Origin of the sequence: Aporhodopirellula aestuarii, assembly GCF_023701485.1 — a bacterium.
GTDB classification, from domain to species: Bacteria; Planctomycetota; Planctomycetia; order Pirellulales; family Pirellulaceae; genus Rhodopirellula; species Rhodopirellula aestuarii.
The window spans coordinates 1-22,261 of record NZ_JAMQBK010000028.1 but is presented as its reverse complement, the minus strand read 5'-3'; the positions used below and the strand labels follow the sequence as shown (position 1 = coordinate 22,261).

Below are 22,261 nucleotides of genomic sequence, written 5' to 3'. Positions count from 1 at the left end.
CGTCACGATTGACACATTGCAGGGGTTCTCAATCAGGCAGTCGACGTAGGTGATATTGCCCCGCCTGCAATCCCGCGCGTTTGGGATTGTCGCGGACATACCGCCTTAAATAGTCGTACTGTTCGGGACTGCGAACCAAGTGATCAAACGGATCGCCCTGCCAAAACGATCCGCGTGCTCCAATCTGTCGGTTGATCCGACATGCCGTGTAGTGCTGCCACGAATCAAACTGTTCCCTCATTGCGGTCTCGCTGCCGAACGCACAAAGCAGATGCACGTGGTTGGGCATTACCACGAAATCTCCCATTCGATATCGCTCTCCATCGAAATGCAGCAGCGATTTGGCGACGATGTTCGACAACTCTTGTCGCCTGAGCAAACAGCGGCCGTGACCGGTATCTAGAAACTCTTCTCGTTTGCGATTGAACTCGATGTTAAATCGCTTGCGGTCTTCGTCTGACAGTTTGTCGAGCAGCGTGGGCCAGGGATGATCTCCGTACCCTCGTCGTGAAAGCCAGTCTTGTTTCTGTCGATTCCAGAGTTTGAGTGCACTCGATGGAATCGAATCGGCGGTGCGAAAGGTTACAAAGATGATCGCTCCCGCCTGCGACCAGTGCGGCCGGCACGTTTCTTCGATCTGCCATTCGGCTTTTGGAACAAAGATCTCACCAATCATCGGTGGGGCTCTCGTGTGTCCAGGACAAACGGATTGAGTTCAATGATTGTATCCGATTGCGGGCGTGTGGGTGACGGACGTGTTTGAACGCATAGGTGGCGGATGCCGTGGAACGCTCGTTCGCGGGAGCGAACGGCCACGTGGCCGTTCGCTCCCGCGAATGTGCGATTGGCAACAATCGTTTCCCAACAATGGCTCGCGTCCACAAACGGATTGGATGCGAGACGCCGCCGCGATCCGCGGTCGGCTATCTGCGGTCAAGAAGCGGTGCTGGCTGCCCCACCGCAGGCGATTTCGCGGGGTCGATCGCCCGACATCTCCCCCCAAATTAATAGGGGCACGCGCCCTTCCCCCCCACTGTTCTGTTAAGATGGGAAACCTGCGACAAGTTGTCTTCCTAAGAAAACCTTGGGGTTCGGGCGCGGACTTACCACCCACAATCCCCAACCTTTCGACGAACGAAAGCGAAACTGACAATGACTGACTGGCTGAGAACCGCTTGGAATACCCGAACTCAAACACGGAATCAAGCCAAAAGGGAACGGCTGCGATCCGATCGCCGGCGAACCCTACAACGTCACGTCGAGTCACTCGAAGATCGCCGCTTGCTCGCCGCCGACTCTGGCATGGTCAGTATCGAGGAAACCCGTCAGCTCGCCGAGCATGCAACCGGACTGTGGGAGTCAGCAGGCATCTCCAGCGACCAACTCGCTGCTCTACAGGATCTGGATTATCAGGTCGCCGACTTAGGCGGCAACAAGCTGGCGTTGTATCAACCGGGCCAAATCACGATCGATGACAACGCGGCGGGGAATCTGTGGTTTGTGGATCAGACGCCGCTGGTCAACGAAGAGTTCCTCGAACTGGATGGCACGCTGATCGCCGATACGGCGACGCTTGCCGATGCAAAGATCGATTTGCTGACCGCGTTATTGCACGAGCAAGGTCATGCGTTGGGCCTTGATGGCGTAGTGGTTACTGGCGGCAACGTGATGTCGGAAGCTCTTGGTGCTGGCATCAGACGTTTGCCGATTGACGGACAAGCCGATGGTTCGATTGCGGGTTCACTGACAGACGAAGAGTTCCTGACATCCAATCCGAGCGGTGGCGGGCAAGACTTCAACAACCTGCAGCCGTATGCGACGACCAATTATGTGATCGCATTGCAAGGTGATTTCCCATCGAGAAATTTGGGCGGTCAACCTCTCCTGGGCGGCGTGCAGATGATTGCGGCTACCTTCGCACCTAGGGGCTATGCGCTAGCACACGGTCAAGTCCTGCCCATCAATCAGTATCAATCTCTCTATTCGATCCTGGGCACAACCTATGGTGGCGACGGAGTAGACAACTTTGCGCTGCCGGATTTGCGTGGGCGCGTGCCAGTGGGTGTGGGGCAAGGACCGGAGCTAGAAAACTATACCCTCGGTCAGAAAGGTGGCATCGAGCGGGTCTCGCTCACTGAGAACCAACTGGCAGGGCATAGCCACACCGTTGCCGGCCTTGATAATACGGGTGCAACGGGTGACGCGCAGTTTGACAATCGTCAGCCATTCCTGGTCATGACCCCCGTGGTTTCGGCTGCTGGCGACTTCCCTGATCTCGATTTGGCAAGCGACCCGCTCTTGGGCAGCGTGAGTTGGTTCGCAGGGAATTTTGTGCCACGTGGTTTTTCCCAAGCGAACGGCGCGATACTCCCAATCTCGCAAAACACCGCCTTGTTCTCGATACTGGGGACCACGTACGGCGGCGACGGACGTACCACGTTTGGCCTGCCCGACCTACGTGGCCGCACGCCCATTCATGCTGGTAACGGGCCAGGACTGTCCCCCGTACGGCTCGGCGAGAAGGGTGGCACGGAGTACGTGACGTTGAGCGAGAGTCAATTGCCGTCTCACAATCACCTTGTTGACGGTTTAACAAACCCAACGGGACGTGTGGGTGCCAGTCAGAGCATCGAAAACCACATGCCCTACCTGGCGCTCAATTACAATATTTCGCTATTTGGAGTCTTTCCATCACGCAGTTTGGACGCAGGTGGCTCGGACGATTCTGCCAATGAAGATACCGAGGGTGTGGGCTTTATCAGCGGCACGACCCAGTTGGAAGAGTCGGCAGCGCTACCGCTCATCGAGGCTCTGTTTGCCGAGGGGATCGAGCGGTGGGAAGCCGCCGGGATCACGTCCGAACAGGTCGTTGCACTGGAGTCGGTCGAGTTGCGGCTTCGCGATCTGGCCCCAGGTCGCTTGGCAGCGGCCGACGCAGGATTGATTACGCTCGATCGCGATGCGTCGGGTCGCGGCTGGTTCGTCGACGCCACGCCTGGAGATGACATGGAATTTGGCGACGTCGATCCCCGCACCGGTGAATGGGTTGGTACGACAGACGAATCGTACCGGCACTACGACCTGTTGACCGCGATCATGCACGAGCAAGGTCACTTGCTGGGAATCGAACACACGTTTTTGCCCGGAGGGTTGATGTATGGAGGGCTCAGCGTCGGTAGTCGGGTTGATCCCGATGCGACCCTATTGGCGAACCTGGGAAGCGAGCACTCGGACGCGGATCATGAGGAAGTAACGAGTTACTTGGATGTGACACCCGCCTATGCCGAGGTCGGGATGTTCGCAGGCAATTTCAACCCGCGCGGCTGGGCCCTGACGGATGGACAACTGCTTGCCATTAGCTCGAACGATGCACTCTTCTCGCTCGTCGGCACGACCTATGGCGGCGATGGTCGCACAACCTTTGGCCTACCCGATTTCCGCGGCCGCGTCGTGATGGGTGAAGGCCAGGGCCCTGGTCTGAGCAACTTCCGGCTTGGCCAGAAGTCGGGCACGCAAACGAACACACTCAATATCACTCAGATCCCCAGCCACACGCATCCAATCACGCTGCCCGCTGAACTCGACTTCGGCGATGCGCCCGCCAGCTATGGCGAGGTTTTTCATGTCGGCCTCGGAGCCCACTTGGGTCCTGCGCGCGACATTGAGGCCTCTACTTTCTTCACGGCGGACGCCGATGGCGATGACAACCACGTGACCGATGATGAAGACGGCGTCACCTTCCCCAGTACGTTGGTCCAGGGACAGCAAGCAACCATTCTCGTCGAGTTACAAGATCCCGGCGCAACTAATTTGCTCGACGCATGGATCGACTTTGATCAAAACGGCCTGTTTGAAGCATCGGAAGAAATCGCAAGCGGTCGCGACCTTGGCCCAACCGCTGGAACGAAGTCGCTGAGCTTTGACATCCCAACGGGTGCGTCCGTTGGCGATACGTTTGCGCGTTTCCGCTTAAGTTCGGCAGGCACGTCCGGTCCGACCGGCGTGGCCGTCGACGGTGAGGTGGAGGACTACAAGATCGCTATCGCGGCGGATGTCGGTCCCCTCACGATCGACTTGCCCGCCGGCAGCGGCACATCGATATTAACCCGTGACGGGAACGAATTTGTGATCACCCGGGGAGGTGTCGAAATCGCACGAGTCGACGCTTCCAACGCGACCTCGTTAGTAATCAATGGCAACGACGCAGATGATGACACACTGCAAATTGATTTTGCGAGCGGCAACCCGATTCTCGGTATTCCCACCACCTTTAACGGTGGTGCCGGAGGCAACGACGCGATCACTTTGCTCAACGCACCAAATCTGCCCGCCGCGTTCACGTTCGACAATGTCAACGATGGAAACATCACACAAGGTGATTTGAATCTGACCTATACGGGATTGGAGCCGATCTCATTCGGCGGCACCTTCTCCGACGTGATCCTCACGTTCAACGGTGGCATGGAGACGATTGACATTACCGACGAGACGCCCGGTGACGGCGTGATTCGCGTGAACTCCTCGGCTGGCGAACTGCTTGACATGTCCGTTCCCAGTGGATCGCTGACGATCAACGCGGGCAGCGGCGACGACACCATCGTCCTATCCAGCCTCGACGCGGCCTGGAATGCCGACCTGATCATCGACGGGGAAGCGGACGCAGATACCTTCCGGCCCACGGGCACGATCAAGCTCGGCACAGGCAACCTGACTATCAGCACGGAAACGATCGATCTGCTCACCGGTGTTTGGACGCTGCAGACCGATGGTGGAGATGTGTGGCTCAACGGGACCGTTGATCACATGTCCGACATCAGCATTGATACCGAAGATGGCGACAACGGTGACGCTGGATCGGTGACTATCACCGGCAACGTTTCGGGCAGTACGCAGCACCAATTCTTCATCGACACGTCGACGGGCGGTGGAGTGGGTGGTGACGTCTCGTTACAGCAGGTCGAAGCTGGTATCGTCATCGTGGATGCAACGGGTTCCGCCACGGACGGAATCGTCAGTCTGAACGGTGACATCACCTCCACTCGAGACTTCAGCGCCGACACATTTCAAATCGCCGGAGACGTTCAGCTTGGTGCTTCGGTAACGCTGACCTCCAATTCGTTCTTCGTCAATCCGGGCGCCGTCGATTTGGGCGATGCCACGATCTCGGCATCGGCGGCGGGCTTTGACTTGATCGTTACAGCCAATTCGCTGACAACTGGCCCTGGAGTCGTGACCCTTGGCAGTTTCAGCAACAACGGCGGCGATTTTGTCCGCGCTGTAAATGTCACCGCATCCGCCCAAACCGATCCACCGAACGTTCCGGGCACGATCTTGATAACCGGCAACGTTGGTCCCGGGCCCGGTGTGCCCGGTATCCTGACGGCGACCGCAGGCAACGTCGTGTTTGCCGACAACAGCAGCTTTGCCGTCGACATCGGCGGTGCGACGGCTGGCAGCGGCGCGGGTTTCCACGATCAAATCAATGCGGCGGGCTCGGTGTCCATCGGAACCGGAGTAACGCTGTCAGCGGTTGACTTCGGCGGTTTCGGAGCCACGCTCACCGGCGGCGAGACGATTGAAATCATCAACCGCGACGGCGGATTCGGAACGTTCGCTGGCCTGCCCGAAGGCGCAACGCTCCCAAACTTCCTCGGCTCCGGTTTAAACGGAACTATCTCCTACGCCGGTGGCGACGGCGATGATGTCGTCGTGCTAACCTCCGCACCCGTCGAAACGGAGATCACCCTAGTCGGCGACACACTGACGGTCGTCGACGTCAACGGCGGCACCAGCGACGACAATCTGCAGGTATTTTTGCTTGGCACGACCTACCAGTTTACGGAAGTCAACGGAAACATCATCGACGCGTCGTCGATTCCCGGGTCGACCGGATCGGGGACGACCTCGGTAACCGTTCCCGCCGCCGGTGTGACGGGCCTCGACGTCCGCACGCTGGGCGGCGACGACATGCTGTTGTGGATCAATGCCGCGGCTGCGGACTATTCTGTCGGCGGTGTGATGATCGACGGCGGCACAGGCAGTGATAGCATGTCGTTCAGTGGCGCCCTACCGGTGAACATGGGCAATGCCGATCTAACCGTCACTGCAACCCGCCAGGCCAGTGTTTCGGGCGCCGGGCCGTTCAGCTTTGTCAACGGCAACCTAACGGTCGAGGGTAACGCGTCGGGAACGTTTGCCGGCTCAACCGCCGGAACGGCGGCGGCACTCGGCGCCACGGTCAACGTCACCGGCACAGGCAATGTGACGGTCACCGGCCGCGGCGGACAGTTGGGCGGCGCGGGCGTTCTGTTCCAGGGCCGGGTCAGCATGACGGGCACAGGTCCGACCGCGGGCACGGTCACGATAGACGGGCAGGCCGGCGGCGGTGCGTCCGGCAGCCGCGGCGTCACGCTCACCGATTCCAACGCGTTCATCACCAGCGTCGATGGTAACATCATGATCACCGGTGTAGGGACGGATGGTGGCAGCAGCAACTATGGCATCGAAATCGACGACATCGACCGCATTGAATCCACCGGGACCGGCGCCGACGCAGCAACGATCACGCTCAACGGAACGGCCGGAAACGGAGTCTTTGATAACGCGGGGCTGCGGATCTCCAGCGGTAATATCATCAGCGCAGAAGGCGACATCAGCCTGACCGGAGCTGGCGGCACGGCCGACCCAACATCCGTTGCCAGCGCCGGCGTATCGGTACTTCGGTCGACGGTTCAGATCGACGCAGGTAATTTACTGATCGATGGAATCAGCAACGGCGGGGCCGCGGCAGGAGTGCGGTTGTTTGAAGGCGAGATCCGATCAATCGGCGACGGCGTGGTGGAGATCATTGCCGAGGCAAGCGGAACGAGCACGGGGTCGGGCATGAAGGTCGAGAACATCGACAACGTGATTGGCGGTTCGTTGTCGACCGGTAACGTCACGATCAATGCGGACTCGATCGAATGGGAAAACCTAACTGTTCAGTCCACCGGCGATCTGGTCATTCAGCCACGCACACCCGGCACGACTATCGGCCTTGGCGGCGGCACCGGTGACCTCAATCTTGACGACACAGAACTCGGCTTTCTTGTTGACGGCTTCAACTCGATCACCATCGGCGATACGGCCGCCGGTACGGGAACAGTCGATATCGACACGGTGACGTTCACCGACCCGATCACGATCGCTGGCGGTACGATCAACGACAACGCTGGCACGGACATCGACGCAGGCACGAACTCCGTTACGCTCGACGGCAATGTCTCGCCCGGCCAGTCACCTGGAGTTTTGACGGTGACCGGCAATTTTACGTTTGCCGATAACGACACCTACACGTTCGAGTTCGATGGAACTGCGGCGGGAACTGGGCCGGGCTTTCATGACCAAATCGACGTCACGGGTACCGTGACGATTGGAACGAATGTCGCCTTCGTTTCCACTACGACAGGAGCGAATACCCCCAGTGCTGGCGACGAATTGATCATAATCCGCAATGACGGCGCCGATGCGGTCACCGGATCGTTTAGTGGACTAGCTGAAGGTGCAACAATTGCCGACTTCCTCGGTAGCGGCTTACCGGCCTCGATTAGCTACGTCGGCGGCGATGGCAACGATGTGGTTTTGACCGTTGGGGGTGCGGTCAGTGTGGCGGTCTCGCCGGACAGTGTCTTCGAAGACGGCCCTGACAATTTGGTTTACACCTTCACTCGCGACAACACGACTGGCGACTTGACGGTGAACTTCACGCTCAGCGGCGATGCGGTGATCGATGACGATTACACGGTCAGCGGCGCGACCATGACAGGTAATTCCGGTACGGTGACGATTTTTGACGGCATGGATACCGCCATGGTGACGATCGATCCGTCAGTCGATTCGACCGTCGAACTGGACGAAAAAGTCGTGATGACGATTGATGCCGGAACGGGCTACGTGTTGGGGACGCCCGGCACAGCCGAAGGAACAATCTCGAACGATGACTCTGCGACTATCGACGTCTCCAGCCCATCCGATTTCGAAGATGCGGGACCACTACAGTTTGTGGTCACCTTCAGCAATCCGATTGATGTCTCCGTGTTTGTTGACATTGACCTCTCGGATGGTTCGGCGACGTTGCTCGACAATGACTACCAAGGTTTGGTGGGTACAATCACTCTATCGTCCCCCGGTGACACAAACCCAGTGATCACCGTGAACATTCCCACAATCGCGGACGATAAGGTGGAACCGAATGAGACGATCAATTTGCTGTTAAGCAATTTGTTTGCCTTTGGCCGCGATGTGACGTTGGGCACTCAGGGTGTCGGCACGATCATTAACGACGATTTCGATGCGCAGATTGATGTAAATGGCAACTTGATCATCGATGATCCCGATGGTTCTCAAGACGATGCGGTAACCATCGTGGTGGATGGCGACAACTATCGACTAACCGATCCGGTCAACGGCATGTCGGCAGGCCCCGGAACAACCCAGGACGGTCCGAATTCCATTCTGGTGCCCATCACCGATGTCACCGGCGAGATCCGGGTGACGACACGTGGTGGCGACGACGTGCTGAACATCGACCACAATGGTGGCATCATCCAGAGCCCAATCGTGTTCCATGGCGGCGACGACAGTGATGATTTGGTGGTAACGGGCGGGACGTTTACGGACGGGACGCTTGATTTCGAGAACCCGAATGACGGCTCGATCAACCTGGATGGTTCGGTAATCACCTATACCGGATTGGAACCGATCGACTTCACGGGAACCGATATCGATAACCTCGTGCTCAATTTCGTCTCGGCAAACTCCGAGATCATCACCTTGTCCGATGTCCTTGCGGTAGGTGACAATTTTTCCCGGATCGATTCCACGGAAGGCGAGCTGCTCGATTTTGCAACGCCCAACGTGTCGCTGACGATCACGACCAATTTCGGCACCGGTGCAGGGACTGATGCTGTACTGGTCCAGGGGCTGGATGCATTGTTTGATGCTGACCTGACCATACGCTCTGACGGCGATGATTTTGTTGCCTTTCAAAACGCCCCTACGGATTTGGGAAGCGGCAACGCGGACATCACCTCAGGAGCAGTGGTTTTCAACTCGGCCGGTTTGCTGACAACCGGAAATGCAACCCTCACTGCGTTATCATCGGCAATTGAAACGGCCGGATCGAATCTTGTCGATATCACAGCGAACGAACTGATTCTCAACGCCCCCGGATTTGTCGGAACAGCGGGCGGAAACCCCTTGAACGTGCAAGTCAATGCACTCGAAGGGGTCGGTGGCAGCGGCAGGTTCGCGGTTTGGAATCAAGGCGATTTGACGGTCGGCGGCATCAGCGGGATCGATGGCGTCAGCACGACCGGCGGCGACATTGAACTGTACAGTGTCAGCGGCAATTTGACCGTCGATGAAACGATCGACTCAAGCGGCGGCGACATCGAACTTGAAACCGGTTTGATCTTCTTGCCCACCGGTGGCGACATAACGATCAACGCGTCGGTGCTCAGCGGCAATGGGTTGATCGAAATTGCCGCCGATAACAACGTGCTGCTGACCGCGAACGCTGTCATCGACAGCGAAGCGGGCAGTAATGTGCAGATCGGTGTCTTTGGAGCCGCCCCCCCCCAAATCAGTATTAAAGCGGACGGCGATGGGGACAATGTTGGCGGTGTGATGATGGCAGACGGATCGCTCGTCGACGCCTGGGACGGGGATATCTTTATCGAAGCCAGCGAAGATATTTCGATCAGTCTGTTGCGTTCGAGCAGCAAGGTGTTGGTCGGATCGAACCTCGGGGCGATCTTGGATGTGGATGGACCGGGGCTGGATGTGGACGATCGTGGTTCAGGAACCGCGTCAGCCTTCCTACTCGGTGTTGCCGGAGTCGGTATGTTGGCGGATCCGATTGAAACGCAGGCCAGTCAATTGCAAGCGGACGCTTCCACTGGAGGCGGCGACTTGGTTATCGACAATCAGGGAGACGTCACGCTGATCGACGTGCTTGGCCCACTCGGTTTCCCTCTCGACTTTGGCGTCCGAACGTTTGGAGGACAAGTCGCCATCTCGTCGACCGGTCACGTGATCGTCAGCGACGAAGTGCTTTCGATCGGGGGCAACATTCTACTTACCGCCGACAGCGACTTGGTAGATGGTGGCGGGCTGACCATCGATGATGGCGTCCAAGTGGACGCGGGCACAGGAAACGTGAATCTCGACGCGACGGATGACGTGCTGTTGACCGGACTGATTGGCACGATGGTCATCGTGGAATCACTCAGCGGTAGCATTCTTGAGAATGGGGATACCAATCCCGACATCACTGCGCAGACGGCCATGCTGACGGCGCTGGTCGACATTGGTGCGCCGATGGCCGGTGATCTGGACGTCGATGTCGACAACCTGACTGCGACGACATTGTTGGCACCGAACCCGGGCATGCATGGGATCTGGATCAGCGACTCGGATGACGTCATCGCTTCGAATGTGACGACAGTTGACGGGGTGATTGTGCTGCGATCGGGTGGACAGCTGACGGCAACGAACGTATCCGCAGGCGGGCCTGGCCGCGGCGCGTCGCTGACAACGACCGCGGGCGACTTGATCGTTGCTGATGTATCGGCAATGGGTCGCGTGCATCTGCAGTCGGCTGCCGCGATCACGGATGGCGATGCCGGCCCCGATGACAACGACGTCACGGCCGCAGAATTGACCCTGCAGTCAGGCTCATTCATCGCTGCCGGAAGCAACTTCCTGGACACGAGCGTTGCCGCGTTATCCGCGACCACGGGACCGAACGTCGATGATGGAGTTTGGGTGTCCAACACCGGCGATCTGACGATCAGCGACCTACCCGCATTGGCGGCTCCCTTCCCAGCGGGCAGTGGCATTTTGGCAGGTGGCAACATCGTCGTCACCGCACTCAGTCCGCTGACGGTCAGCGCGGATACGATTTCCGCATTGGGATTGATCTCATTAACGGCAACGGATTCAACGACAACCGGCGACGACCTAACGGTGCATTCCGGCGTGACGGTGCGGGCGGACGCCAGTTCGGTCACGCTGCGGGCGGGCGACGATCTCTTGCTGGAAGATGGATCGACGGTTTCGGGGGACACGGTCCAATTGATGAGCGATTTCGGCGACGCGGACGTCGGCGTTGGGACCGTGATTTCATTGCTGGGCACGATCGTCAGCACGGGCGATATCGCGACCGCCGATGCCATGGGCAGCGATGAAGACCTTTTGATCTTGAATCCTGGTGTGGGACAAACCGTCGATGCGATCAAACTGGATGGTCGTGACGGCAGCGATGAGTATCAAATCTTCTTCGGGCGGTTAATCGGCGGCGTCGAGATCGATGATACGATCGGCGGAATGGACAACGCCACGCTCGTGGCTACTGATGCGAACGAGACGCTCACGATTGATGGTGCAAACGGATTTGTTGACAACACCACGCTCGGTGAAATTGTTCAATTCAGCACCACACTGGAAGACCTGAGTGTCGAGGGTGGTCTGGGCAATGACACCGTGAATATAACGGCCAGCGGAGCAACGACGATCCATCTTGATGGCGGCGACCCGACGAACCTGCCTGGAGACACGTTGAACCTGGACGCCATGAACAGTGGTCTGAATCTCAATGGCAATGTGTTGACCGTGGACGGGATGCAGCCAATCAGTCATGTCAATTTTGAGACGTTCCTGTTTGCCAACGTATCCGAATTCACCATCGAAGCGGACGGCAATAACAATGACATCCGCGTCGTCATTAATGGCGGAAACACCGACGTCATCATCGATGGGGTTACGGTGCTGTCACAACCGACAGCAAACATTCCTAAGCTGACAATCAATGGCAACGACGGGAATGACACATTCACGGTGGACTATTCCAATGGCACACCAATTCCTCCGGAAGGTTTATTTTTCAACGGCAACGGCCAAAACGCCAGCGGCGGTGATTCAGTCGTCTTGGACAACGGGACGGTCACGACCATCGTTCACACCTTTGCCAACCAAAATGACGGCACGATCGATATTGATGGTTCCGTGATCACCTACACGGGGCTGGAACCGATCATCGACAATCTCGATGCGACGGATCGAGTTTTCACGTATACAGGCGGAGATGAGACGATCACGCTGTCCGATGATGGAGATGCGGGCGACAACCAAAGTCAAATCGTTTCCACGCTAGGCGAAAGCGTGGTCTTCACTCATCCGACGAACTCGGTCACGGTGAATGCGGGCACCGGCGCAGACGCCGTCATCGTTACGACACTGGATGCTCTGTATGCCGCGTCGTTGATCGTCGACGGGGGCAACGACGCGTCCACCGACTTGGTGACGCTCACCAACGTTGACTTGATCAACACACCCGGCCGCGGTTTGTGGTTGCAGGAGTTGGAAACGGTTTCGATCACCGGCGGTACGATTTCCGGCAACACGGCGTCCATCGGTGGTGGGCTGCTGATCGACAACTCGACGACGGCACTGACAACGGCGACCCTGTCTGGTGTATCGGTCACAGGAAACACCGCGACGGGCGGCACAGCGCCGTTGGATGGCGGCGGCGGGATCTACAACAACGGCGGCGTGCTCAACATCCTCGGTGGGAGCATGATCTCGGGCAACATGGCGGTCACGGGCAATGCCAGCGGCGGCGGCATTCTCAGCACCGGAACACTCACAATCACCGGCTCGACGATCACGGGCAACGATGCCAATCGGGCTGGCGGCGGAATTGAAATCGCCAACGGGTCCGGCCCGACCACGCTGACGGACGTGACCTTGTCACTCAACCATGCTCTGGCGGGACCGGGCAACGGTGGTGGATTGCATGTTAGTGGCACTGGCAATGTCGAAATGGTGCGCGGCACAGTGACCGGCAACACTGCCGCCTCCGAAGGCGGTGGACTGTGGAATGGCGGCGGCACCATGACCATCAACGGCACATCGATCACCGGCAACACGGCCAGCGGCAACGGAGCCGATAACGGCGGTGGTGGGATCTTCAACGATTCCGGAATCCTGGACATCGACAACGCGACCATCAGCGATAACGAAGCCGATGGCACCTCCGGCAGCGGCGGCGGTATTTTCTCGTTGGCCGGAACCGTCACCATTGACAATACAACGATCGAAAGCAACTCGGCCAACCGTGCCGGGGGCGGTATCGAAGTGGTCGTTGGGACGGTGACGCTTACCGATGTGAACCTGCTGACCAACGATGTCGATGGACTTGGCACCACCGCCACGGCCCCGAATCCCGGAAACGGTGGTGGCCTGCATGTGACGGCAACCGCGAACGTCACGGTCGCGGGCGGTTTGGTTCAAGGCAACATCGCCAGCGAAGAAGGCGGTGGTCTGTGGAACAGCAGTACGGGCACGATGATCATCGATGACGTGATGATCGACGCCAACATCGCCAGGGCTGCCGATGGCGGCACAGACCAAGGCGGCGGCGGCATCTTCAATGCTGGCGGAAATCTGACGATTCGCAACAACACGATCATCACAAACAACCTCGCCAACGAAAAACTTGGCAACGGCGGCGGTGTGATGACGGTGGGTGGTGTCGTGACGTTGGATAACACCACGTTGACCGGCAACCTAGCGGCTCGGGCCGGTGGTGGGATCGAGAACAATGGCGGCGACGTGACGCTGACGAATGTTACCGTCGGTGGTGTGAACGCGCCCGACGGTAACACGGCGGCAATCAACGGTGGTGGATTACACGCCAGTGGTGCCAGCATCACGATCGTTGACGGTGGGTTGTTCCAAAACAACGTGGCCGCGGAAGAAGGCGGCGGGCTGTGGAATGGACCTGGCACGATGACCATCCGCAACAACACCACCCTCACGCAGAACACCGCCAACTCCCTTAACAACGGTGGCAACGACCAGGGCGGTGGCGGTGTCTTCAACATCGGCGGCACACTCGACATCGACAATGCGTTGATTACCAAAAACCTCGCGACTGCTAACAACGGCAACGGTGGCGGCGTGATGACGGTCGGCGGTATCGTCACGATCGACGACAGCTCGATCCAGTCCAATGAGGCGACGCGTGCTGGCGGCGGCATCGAAAACAACGACGGCAACGTGACCGTCACCAACGAAACCGTGGGTGGCCCCGCTGCCGCAGTCGGCAACATCGCCGGAATTAACGGCGGCGGTCTGCACGCCAGCGGCGCTAACAGCGTCACGACCGTCAACGGCGGGCTGTTCCAGAACAACATCGCTGGAGAAGAAGGCGGTGGACTATGGAACGGTTCCGGCATGATGACGATTAACGGAACTCAAATCCTCAACAATACCGCGAGCTCATCTGCGAACACAAACAATGACCAAGGCGGCGGTGGCGTGTTCAACGTTGATGGCACGCTCAGCATCCTTAACGCCACGATCTCAGGCAACCTTGCCACCGCGAACAACGGCAACGGCGGGGGCGTGATGACTGTCGGTGGCACCGTCACGATTGATGACACGCTCATCCAGTCCAACCAAGCGGCTCGAGCAGGCGGTGGGGTAGAAAACAACAACGGCAACGTCACGCTCACAGGGGTCACCCTTGGCGGGCCCAATGTGGCCGATGGCAACACAGCTGGCATTAACGGTGGAGGCCTGCACGCCAGTGGCGCGGGGAGCGTGACGATCGTCGATGGTGGATCGATCCAAAACAACATCGCCCAGGAAGAGGGCGGTGGTTTGTGGAATGGACCGGGAACAATGACCATTCGCAACAACACGACCATCACACAGAACACTGCCAACTCGGCTAACAACGGTGGCAACGATCAAGGTGGTGGCGGGGTGTTCAATATCGGTGGAACACTCAACATCGATAACGCCAGCATTACGAATAACCTTGCAACGTCGAACAACGGAAACGGTGGCGGTGTGATGACCGTCGGCGGCATCGTCACGGTCAATAATGCGTTCGTGGGATCGAACCTAACCGGCCGCGACGGCGGTGGATTGCACGCCAGTAGCACGAGCGATGTGACGATTAACGGCGGCACGTTCCAATCCAACACCGCACCTCAAGAGGGCGGTGGACTCTGGAACGGCGAAGGACGGTTAAACATCAACGGCACCACCATCACTGAGAACACCGCCGACTCCTTAGACAACGCTGGCAATGACCAGGGTGGCGGCGGAATCTTCAACAACGGCGGAACACTCGATATCGCAGACGCCACCATCACGGGCAACCTCGCCACTGCCAATAACGGCAACGGAGGTGGGGTGATGACAGTCGGCGGCGGCGTCACAATCAGCGGTGGAGTGATTCAAGGCAACCGCGCCGCTCGTGCGGGCGGCGGCATCGAAAACAACAATGGATCCGTGTCGCTGTCAGGTGTGTCTGTTGGCGGCCCTACGCCTACCGATGGCAACACCGCTGGTATCAACGGTGGTGGGATCCACCTGAGTGGCTCTGCGGTGACCACGATCTTCAACGGGTTGGTGCAAAACAACATCGCCGACCAAGAAGGCGGTGGGATTTGGAATAGTGCCGACGGCACGTTGACGCTCAGCGGCGTGGTTGTCGATGCGAACCTCGCGCGTTCAACCGATGCGACCAACACAGCACAAGGTGGCGGCGGGATCTTCAATGACGGTGGCCAATTGACCATCCGGCAAGGCGTCGTGATTTCCAACAACATCGCCCTCGATCCGGACGGGCCTGCGTCGCAAGACGACGGCGGTGGGGGCATCTTCAACAACGGTGGCGTCGTCAGCATCGCCGATGCTGGCACCGAAATCCGTGGCAATCTCGCGATCGATGGATCCGGAAACGGGGGCGGCATCCTCAACCTCGGCGGCGAAATCCTGATCGAAAACGCAACGGTTGCGGGCAACCAAGCCGCACGTGCCGGTGGCGGCCTCGAAACGATCGGCGGTGTCATCGTGCTCAACGCGGCCACATTTGGCGGACCCAATCTGGTCGACGGGAATTCGGCGGGCATCAATGGCGGCGGACTCCATGTCAGCGGCCAAGCGACGATTCACGTCAACGACGGACTGTTCCAAAACAACACCGCCGCACAAGAGGGCGGTGGCTTGTGGAACAGCAGCCAAGGAACAATGACGATTACCGGAACGACCATCCGAGACAACACCGCGAGCGGCCCCGACAGCGACCAGGGCGGCGGCGGGATCTTCAACGCCGGCGGTGTGCTCGATGTTACCAATGCGTCGATCATCGCAAACGTAGCCAACGGCACGTCAGGAAGCGGTGGCGGCATTTTGAACGACGCGTTTGGATCACTCAGCGTGACGAACTCGACGGTCCAATCCAACCGAGCCAACCGAGCCGGCGGCGGGATTGAAACGACGCCAGGAACAACCAACACTCTCACCAACGTTAATCTCGATCTCAACAACGCGGGCCAACTTCCTGCGATCAGCAATCCTGGCAACGGCGGGGGACTACACGTCACCGGTGATGCCGATGTCACGATTACTGGCGGAACCGTCAACGGCAACAGGGCTTCCGAAGAAGGCGGTGGTCTTTGGAACGGGGGAGGCACTCTGATTGTGTCCGGCACCCAAATCGACGGCAACCGAGCCGATGGAACCGGTGTCGATCAGGGCGGAGGAGGCGTCTTCAACAGTTCCGGCGTCGTCTCGCTGACCAACGTGCAACTCAGCAACAACGTTGCCGACCAAGGAGCCGGTGCGTTCAATGACCTAGGCACGCTGAACGTTCGTGGTTCGCAAATTGCCGGCAACAATTCGACAGGACTCACCTACCGAAACATCGCCGGCATCTTGGCCGAAAACAACGTCTCGGGTAATGGCGGTGGAGGAGTCACGGGGCTGGTTGGCACCACCGGCAACGATACGATTCTCGTCACCTCGACAACGATCAGCATCAACGGGGCGACATTGAACTATGACGGTACGATGGGGCCAATCTCAATCCAGTCCGGCGACGGCAACGATGTCATCGAAATTCGTTCCACCGCGTCAGGCAGCCCGATCACAATCGATGCCGGTGCGGGCGACGATTTAATCTACATCTCCTCCGACGCACCCGCCAATGGCGGAACGCTGAACAGCATCAACGGCGATATCACGATCATCGGCGGCTCCCAATCGTCAACTGCCACGACGACCGAATCTGTCACCGCACGTATCGCCGTCGCAGGTTCCCAAACCATCAACGCCAACGCCCTGATCGGTGATCAACTCTTCATTAGCGACTCGTCCTCGTCAACAAATAACGCGTACACGTTGACGTCCACGACGTTCACGCGATCAGGCTACGGCACGATCACGTTCGGAACGGTCGAAACGCTAGACATCACCACGGGCAATGGCGATGACAGCATCAACGTCTCGGACTCAGCTATCGACAGCCAAACGACGCTTCGTACCGGCGGTGGTGATGACAACGTGTTCGTCGCGACCACTGGTGACGATAGCATTTTGCGAGTAGCCACTCAGGGCGGCAGTGATTCGGTCAACATCCAGTCGACCGGCGCGTTCAGCGTTCTCTTGGTCGACACGGGCAATCAAGATGACAGCGTATCGATTTCCGGTCGAGGTGCGTCTTCCGGAATCGACGTTCGCACGCAAGCGGGCAATGATGTCATCAACCTCGGCGATTCTGTAACGCCTGCGACCGTGGACACAGGGCTACCTGCAACCATCTTCATCGATGGCGGTGCGAACAACGACACGTTTAGCATCAACGAAGTCTTCGCGGCGTCCGTTGTTGAGCTAAACGGCAACGGCGGCAACGACAGCTTCCTGCTAACCGCCGATGGCTCTAACGCCAACGGAACACTCGGCCGACTCAACGATGCCGCAAACGCACGTCAGTTGCTAATCGACGGCGGCGGAAACGGAAACGAAATCCGCACGTTCCACGAGGGCATCGTGGTGAGTGCCGCAGGTGAGAAGAACGAACCGCAAGTTCGCAACCAACAGACCGGCGACACCGTCGTCGTGGATGCCAGCAGTGCCACCACAGCACTCGACTTGCAATACCTCATCGTCGGACCGGGAGAGGGCATCCTTTCCACCGGCACCAACGAGGTGTTCGATTCTCTCGGCGTTGAAACGCTCCGCATCCACAGCGGCAGTGGCAATGATTCGCTCACCATCGAGAGCAACATCGCGTTTGGTATCGAATCGTCACGGCAAGCCATCGCATTCGATGCTGGCGATGGAGAGAACGATCACCTGACCGTCGTCGGTACCGATCAAGCAGACCGGATCACGATCGGCGCGATCACCGGCGACAGCACGCTCGAACCGATCGAAGTTGACAACGTCGAAACCGTGACCGTCGATGGCAATGACGGAAACGATCAACTCTCCAATCGCTTGCCCACCCTCGCGAACCTCAACGGTGGCGACGGGGACGATATCATCTTGGGTGGATTCGCCGTCGACGTCCTTAACGCCGGCTCTGGCGAGAACCTTCTCTTTGGTCGCCTGAACGGCGAGATTGTACCGCAACGGGGCGAAGGCGAGATCGTCTTTGACGTCAACGGTGACGGATTCATCACCGCGGTTGATCCGCTGCAAGTGATTAACAAACTCAATTCGCAAGACAATCAGAGCGGCGAACCGACTAGCGACCAAGACAGCCAAACGCGGAAATACATCTCGCATCTCGACTACGCGGATGTCAACGCCGATGGATACGTGACCGCCCTTGATGCGTTGATGATCATCAATTTGCTCAACTCGCTGGACAACTCCCAATCTGCGGAGCCGAACGCCGAAACGCTGTTTGTTTTGCCTCCTTCGCCGTCAGATCTCAGCACCGTTGCCGATGAGGAGACAACTTCCAATCCATTTGTCTCAACGACAACCGCTTCCGACTCGATGGACACCAAAATGGTTTCCGCCCCAGTATCGGCGGACCAGTGGGGCCAAGCGGTCGATCAATTGTTTGAACAAGAGGACGACGCCAGCGAAGACTCCGACATCCCATTTTGGGAACTCAACAACGACCTGATGTAGGCCGATTTCGACCGACCAAATCAACCATCTCGGTAAACCAGCGAGCGGTCCAATCCCGCCCAAGTTTGAATGCTGCCAAAGAACTAATCGCGTAGCCAGCGAACTTTCTCTTGGATTGGACCTCGCGAGCTATCGGGCCAATCACCGTCGGGATAGCCGATGTAAAAGATGCCGAGAGCTTGATCGCGTTCTTCGAGATCGATGTAGTCTCGCATCTCGGCACTGACCGTGACCAAATTGGTAGACCAGAACCCACCGAGGCCATGGGCGGCCGCGGTGAGATGCATGTTTTGCACCGCGCAACCTACCGCCAACAACTCATCGAGCAAGGCAATTTTTTCGCTCGGTTGTCGTTTCATCCCGATCGCGATCGCGACGGGGGCGCCCATGACACTCTCCCGAATCCCGTCGAGCTTGATCTGTTTAAACGTCTCTGCCGTCGTCAACTTTTGGTAGGTCTCGGACATAAACTCCGCCAGCTGGATGCGAGCATCACCCGTGTAGACGGTAAACCGCCACGGTTCGGTCATCCCGTGCGTCGGCGCCCAATTCGCATTTTCGAGCAACTCCCACACAATCGCGTCATCCACCGGTCGATCGGAATAGAGTTTTGGTTTGATTGTCCGCCGGTTGCGAATCAGTTGACTGGCAGAAAGCATGTCTCGTCCAAGAGGTTGAAAATTCAGGTTGTTCAGCAAATCGCCGTTTTAACCGATTTTCACTACAAAGTTCACCATGTGGACAGGATGGTTAGCATGCCAACGACAGGGATGCCGGGCGACCTGCTCGCAAAACCGGCCGCCCCGCTGGCCCACCCAACAATTGGAATGGGCCTGGGACTTGAAATGCCATCTCTATCACGGGCGTCGCACCTGCGAGGGTATACCGGCGTGCTAAATCGAGTGCGTTGCCACAGAACCGTTCGGAACAATCGCGACCGGTTGCCAGCGACCACGTGAGAAGGCACACCCGCTTCCAATCCGCTCAGGTGCCGCTGACCAGGACTCGAGAACCGTGCACAGAAAAAGCGATTTGCGACAAATGGCGTGTTTCTTTGTGCACGATTTGCCCCACCGCGGCGAATAATTAGTTAGCTAGAATTGCCAATCCCCTCGTCCCCACCACCCGCAATTTCCACCTCCACAGCCAATCCTATGGACGAATGTTCGATTTCGACATTTTTGACCATCAGCGAAAATCGTTCACGCATCCTCGCGGTGATCGTTTCGATGGTGAGAGATTTTGAAGTTGCCGAGGACCTCTTCCAGGAAACGGTTATCGAAATATTGAAGAACGAAGAGCGATTCGACCCGACCCGGAGTTTCGTCCCCTGGGCGTGTGGAATCGCCCGAAACGTGGTCCTGCAATACTGGCGACGCCAATCTCAAGTCCCGTCTAATGGACTCAGCGAAATGATTGCGGAACTCGCGATGATCGCGGCCGATGGCGACGACGATACCTGGCGGCGGGAACGGAACGCATTGCGACGCTGCTTCCAACGATTGCCCGAACGAATGCAAAAGCTCCTAATGCTGCGATACGGGCACAACGTCAAAGGAAAAGCACTCGCTGATTCGGCCTCATTTCGCCAAGGCTCGATCCGCACAACCCTTTCGCGACTGCGTGTGCAATTGCGAGTATGCATCGACTCCAAAGTGACGCAACCCAGCCCAGAGGTGAACGCATGATGGATGACAAGCGTTTTCAAAATCTACTGATCGCGTATCTCGAAGGCGAGATCTCCGACAACGAACTGATAGAACTCCACGCATCGGTGACCAAGTCCCCCGATCATCGCCGCAGGTTCCAAGACGAAACACGCATGAACGTGCTGCTTCGTGAAACGCTTGTCGAACACAGAGAACTGCAGTCCCTCACGTCGACCGCGACGAACCTCGTGGCCAGTCAACCGCAGTTCATGCGACCGCTCGTGGTCGCTGCCACCGCTGCGGCACTCATCGGCGCGATCAGCATCGGATTTTTTGCGTATCAATCCGAACGCCCTCGCTCACCCGTGATGGGAGTTTGCATGAGCATTTCTGGAAACTCCGAACTGCTGGTCCGGCGAAGCGAACGCGACCATCGCGTGACATCGGGCTTTCAACTTCACCAACACGATGAGGTGATCTGTGATTCGCAAACGCAAGCGATGCTTCGGCTTTCCGATGGGTCCATCGTCTCCATGGAACCCGATGCTGAACTCAAACTCGGTGAAGATTCCACGCAAGTCAAACTTCAACAAGGCGAGGCCTTCTTCGAGATCGCACCTCGACAGTCCGGCATGCCCGCCTTCGAGGTTTTGACCGGAAACTCCACGGTTGCGGTAATGGGAACCGTGTTCTCGCTCGTCGCGTCCAAACGAACCGAAATCAAAGTGTACGAAGGCAGCGTAACGCTCACCCGCAACAGTGATCACGCCGCCGTTACCGTCGACTCGCAGCAAATGGTTACCTCGGACGACCTCACCGTTCAGGACCTGGAATCGCCGTCAATCGAATCCGAAAGGCTGCTACCAACCGACGACCTGACCCTCGACCGCGGAGAACGTGAAAAGAAATTTCAGCTCCTCAAAGTCGAAGGAGGTCGCCGCGTCGCCTACTTGCGATTCATGATTCCGGAACTGAATCAAATCCGATCGGCAAAGCTGCGACTCACCCAAGCCATCGATTCTGGCAGCGGCACGCTTCAATTTTTTGTTGGCGATCATAGCGATTGGACCGAAGCAGACCTCACCCAAGCGACCGCTCCGATACCAACGACCGAAGTCGCACGGCATCGCGGGATTGTCGCCCGCGGCCAAATCGTCGAGGTCGACGTGACCGATGCGATCCAAGAACCAGGCCCCCTTACCATTGTGGTCACCCTCGACAAATCCGGCGAAGACGACATTTGGTTCGGTGCACGAGAAAGCGAAACGCCTCCCGTACTGATCCTCAACCGTTTGCCATAATTTGACGGAGTCACTTTCTGGCAGATGTATCATGTTTCGCCTATCAAGTAGCTGAGTCTCTCCACAGCTTCGAACGCTGGTAAGCAGGTCTGCAGGAATCATCTGGCTAAACTGCCGCGAACTGTAGGCCGGACCGAGGCTTTGCGAGTTCCGGCATTCGCTTGCTCAGTCGTGCCGGAACTGCGTCGCTTAAGCTCCTGGGTCCGGCCTACGCCGAACCGATCACGATCAGCTGAATTGTCGTTATACCGAATCACTTCTATGTACCTGCTTACCTGGGCCTTCCGCGTGGGCGGACGGTGGATTCGAGGTCGAGGCGACGTGGGATCG

The 22,261-nt window shown here is 58.0% G+C and carries 5 protein-coding genes; 3 read left to right on the top strand and 2 right to left on the bottom strand.

All coding sequences use genetic code 11. From position 1 onward, the window contains the following. Positions 1 to 28: 28 nt before the first annotated feature. Positions 29 to 676, bottom strand: a complete 648-nt coding sequence (locus tag NB063_RS10310; protein ID WP_250928648.1) for a transposase — start codon at positions 674 to 676, stop codon at positions 29 to 31. Positions 677 to 1,152: 476 nt separating this feature from the next. On the opposite strand from NB063_RS10310, the gene NB063_RS10305 reads away from it, so the two are divergent. Beyond that, positions 1,153 to 18,981: a tail fiber protein gene (locus tag NB063_RS10305; RefSeq protein WP_250928647.1), complete on the top strand. Its 17,829-nt coding sequence runs from the start codon at positions 1,153 to 1,155 to the stop codon at positions 18,979 to 18,981. Between the two features lie 83 nt (positions 18,982 to 19,064). Here NB063_RS10305 and NB063_RS10300 read toward each other — a convergent pair whose 3' ends face one another. After that, positions 19,065 to 19,640, bottom strand: a complete 576-nt coding sequence (locus NB063_RS10300) for a nitroreductase family protein (RefSeq protein ID WP_250928646.1) — start codon at positions 19,638 to 19,640, stop codon at positions 19,065 to 19,067. A 495-nt stretch (positions 19,641 to 20,135) separates the two neighbouring features. Here NB063_RS10300 and NB063_RS10295 point away from each other — a divergent pair, with 495 nt between their 5' ends. Together NB063_RS10295 and NB063_RS10290 are read left to right on the top strand one after the other, a co-directional pair. Then, positions 20,136 to 20,669: a sigma-70 family RNA polymerase sigma factor gene (locus NB063_RS10295; protein WP_250928645.1), complete on the top strand. Its 534-nt coding sequence runs from the start codon at positions 20,136 to 20,138 to the stop codon at positions 20,667 to 20,669. Further along, positions 20,666 to 21,931, top strand: coding sequence for a FecR domain-containing protein (locus NB063_RS10290; protein WP_250928644.1), 1,266 nt, complete (start codon positions 20,666 to 20,668; stop codon positions 21,929 to 21,931). The genes NB063_RS10295 and NB063_RS10290 overlap by 4 nt, the downstream gene beginning before the upstream one ends. Positions 21,932 to 22,261 lie beyond the last annotated feature (330 nt).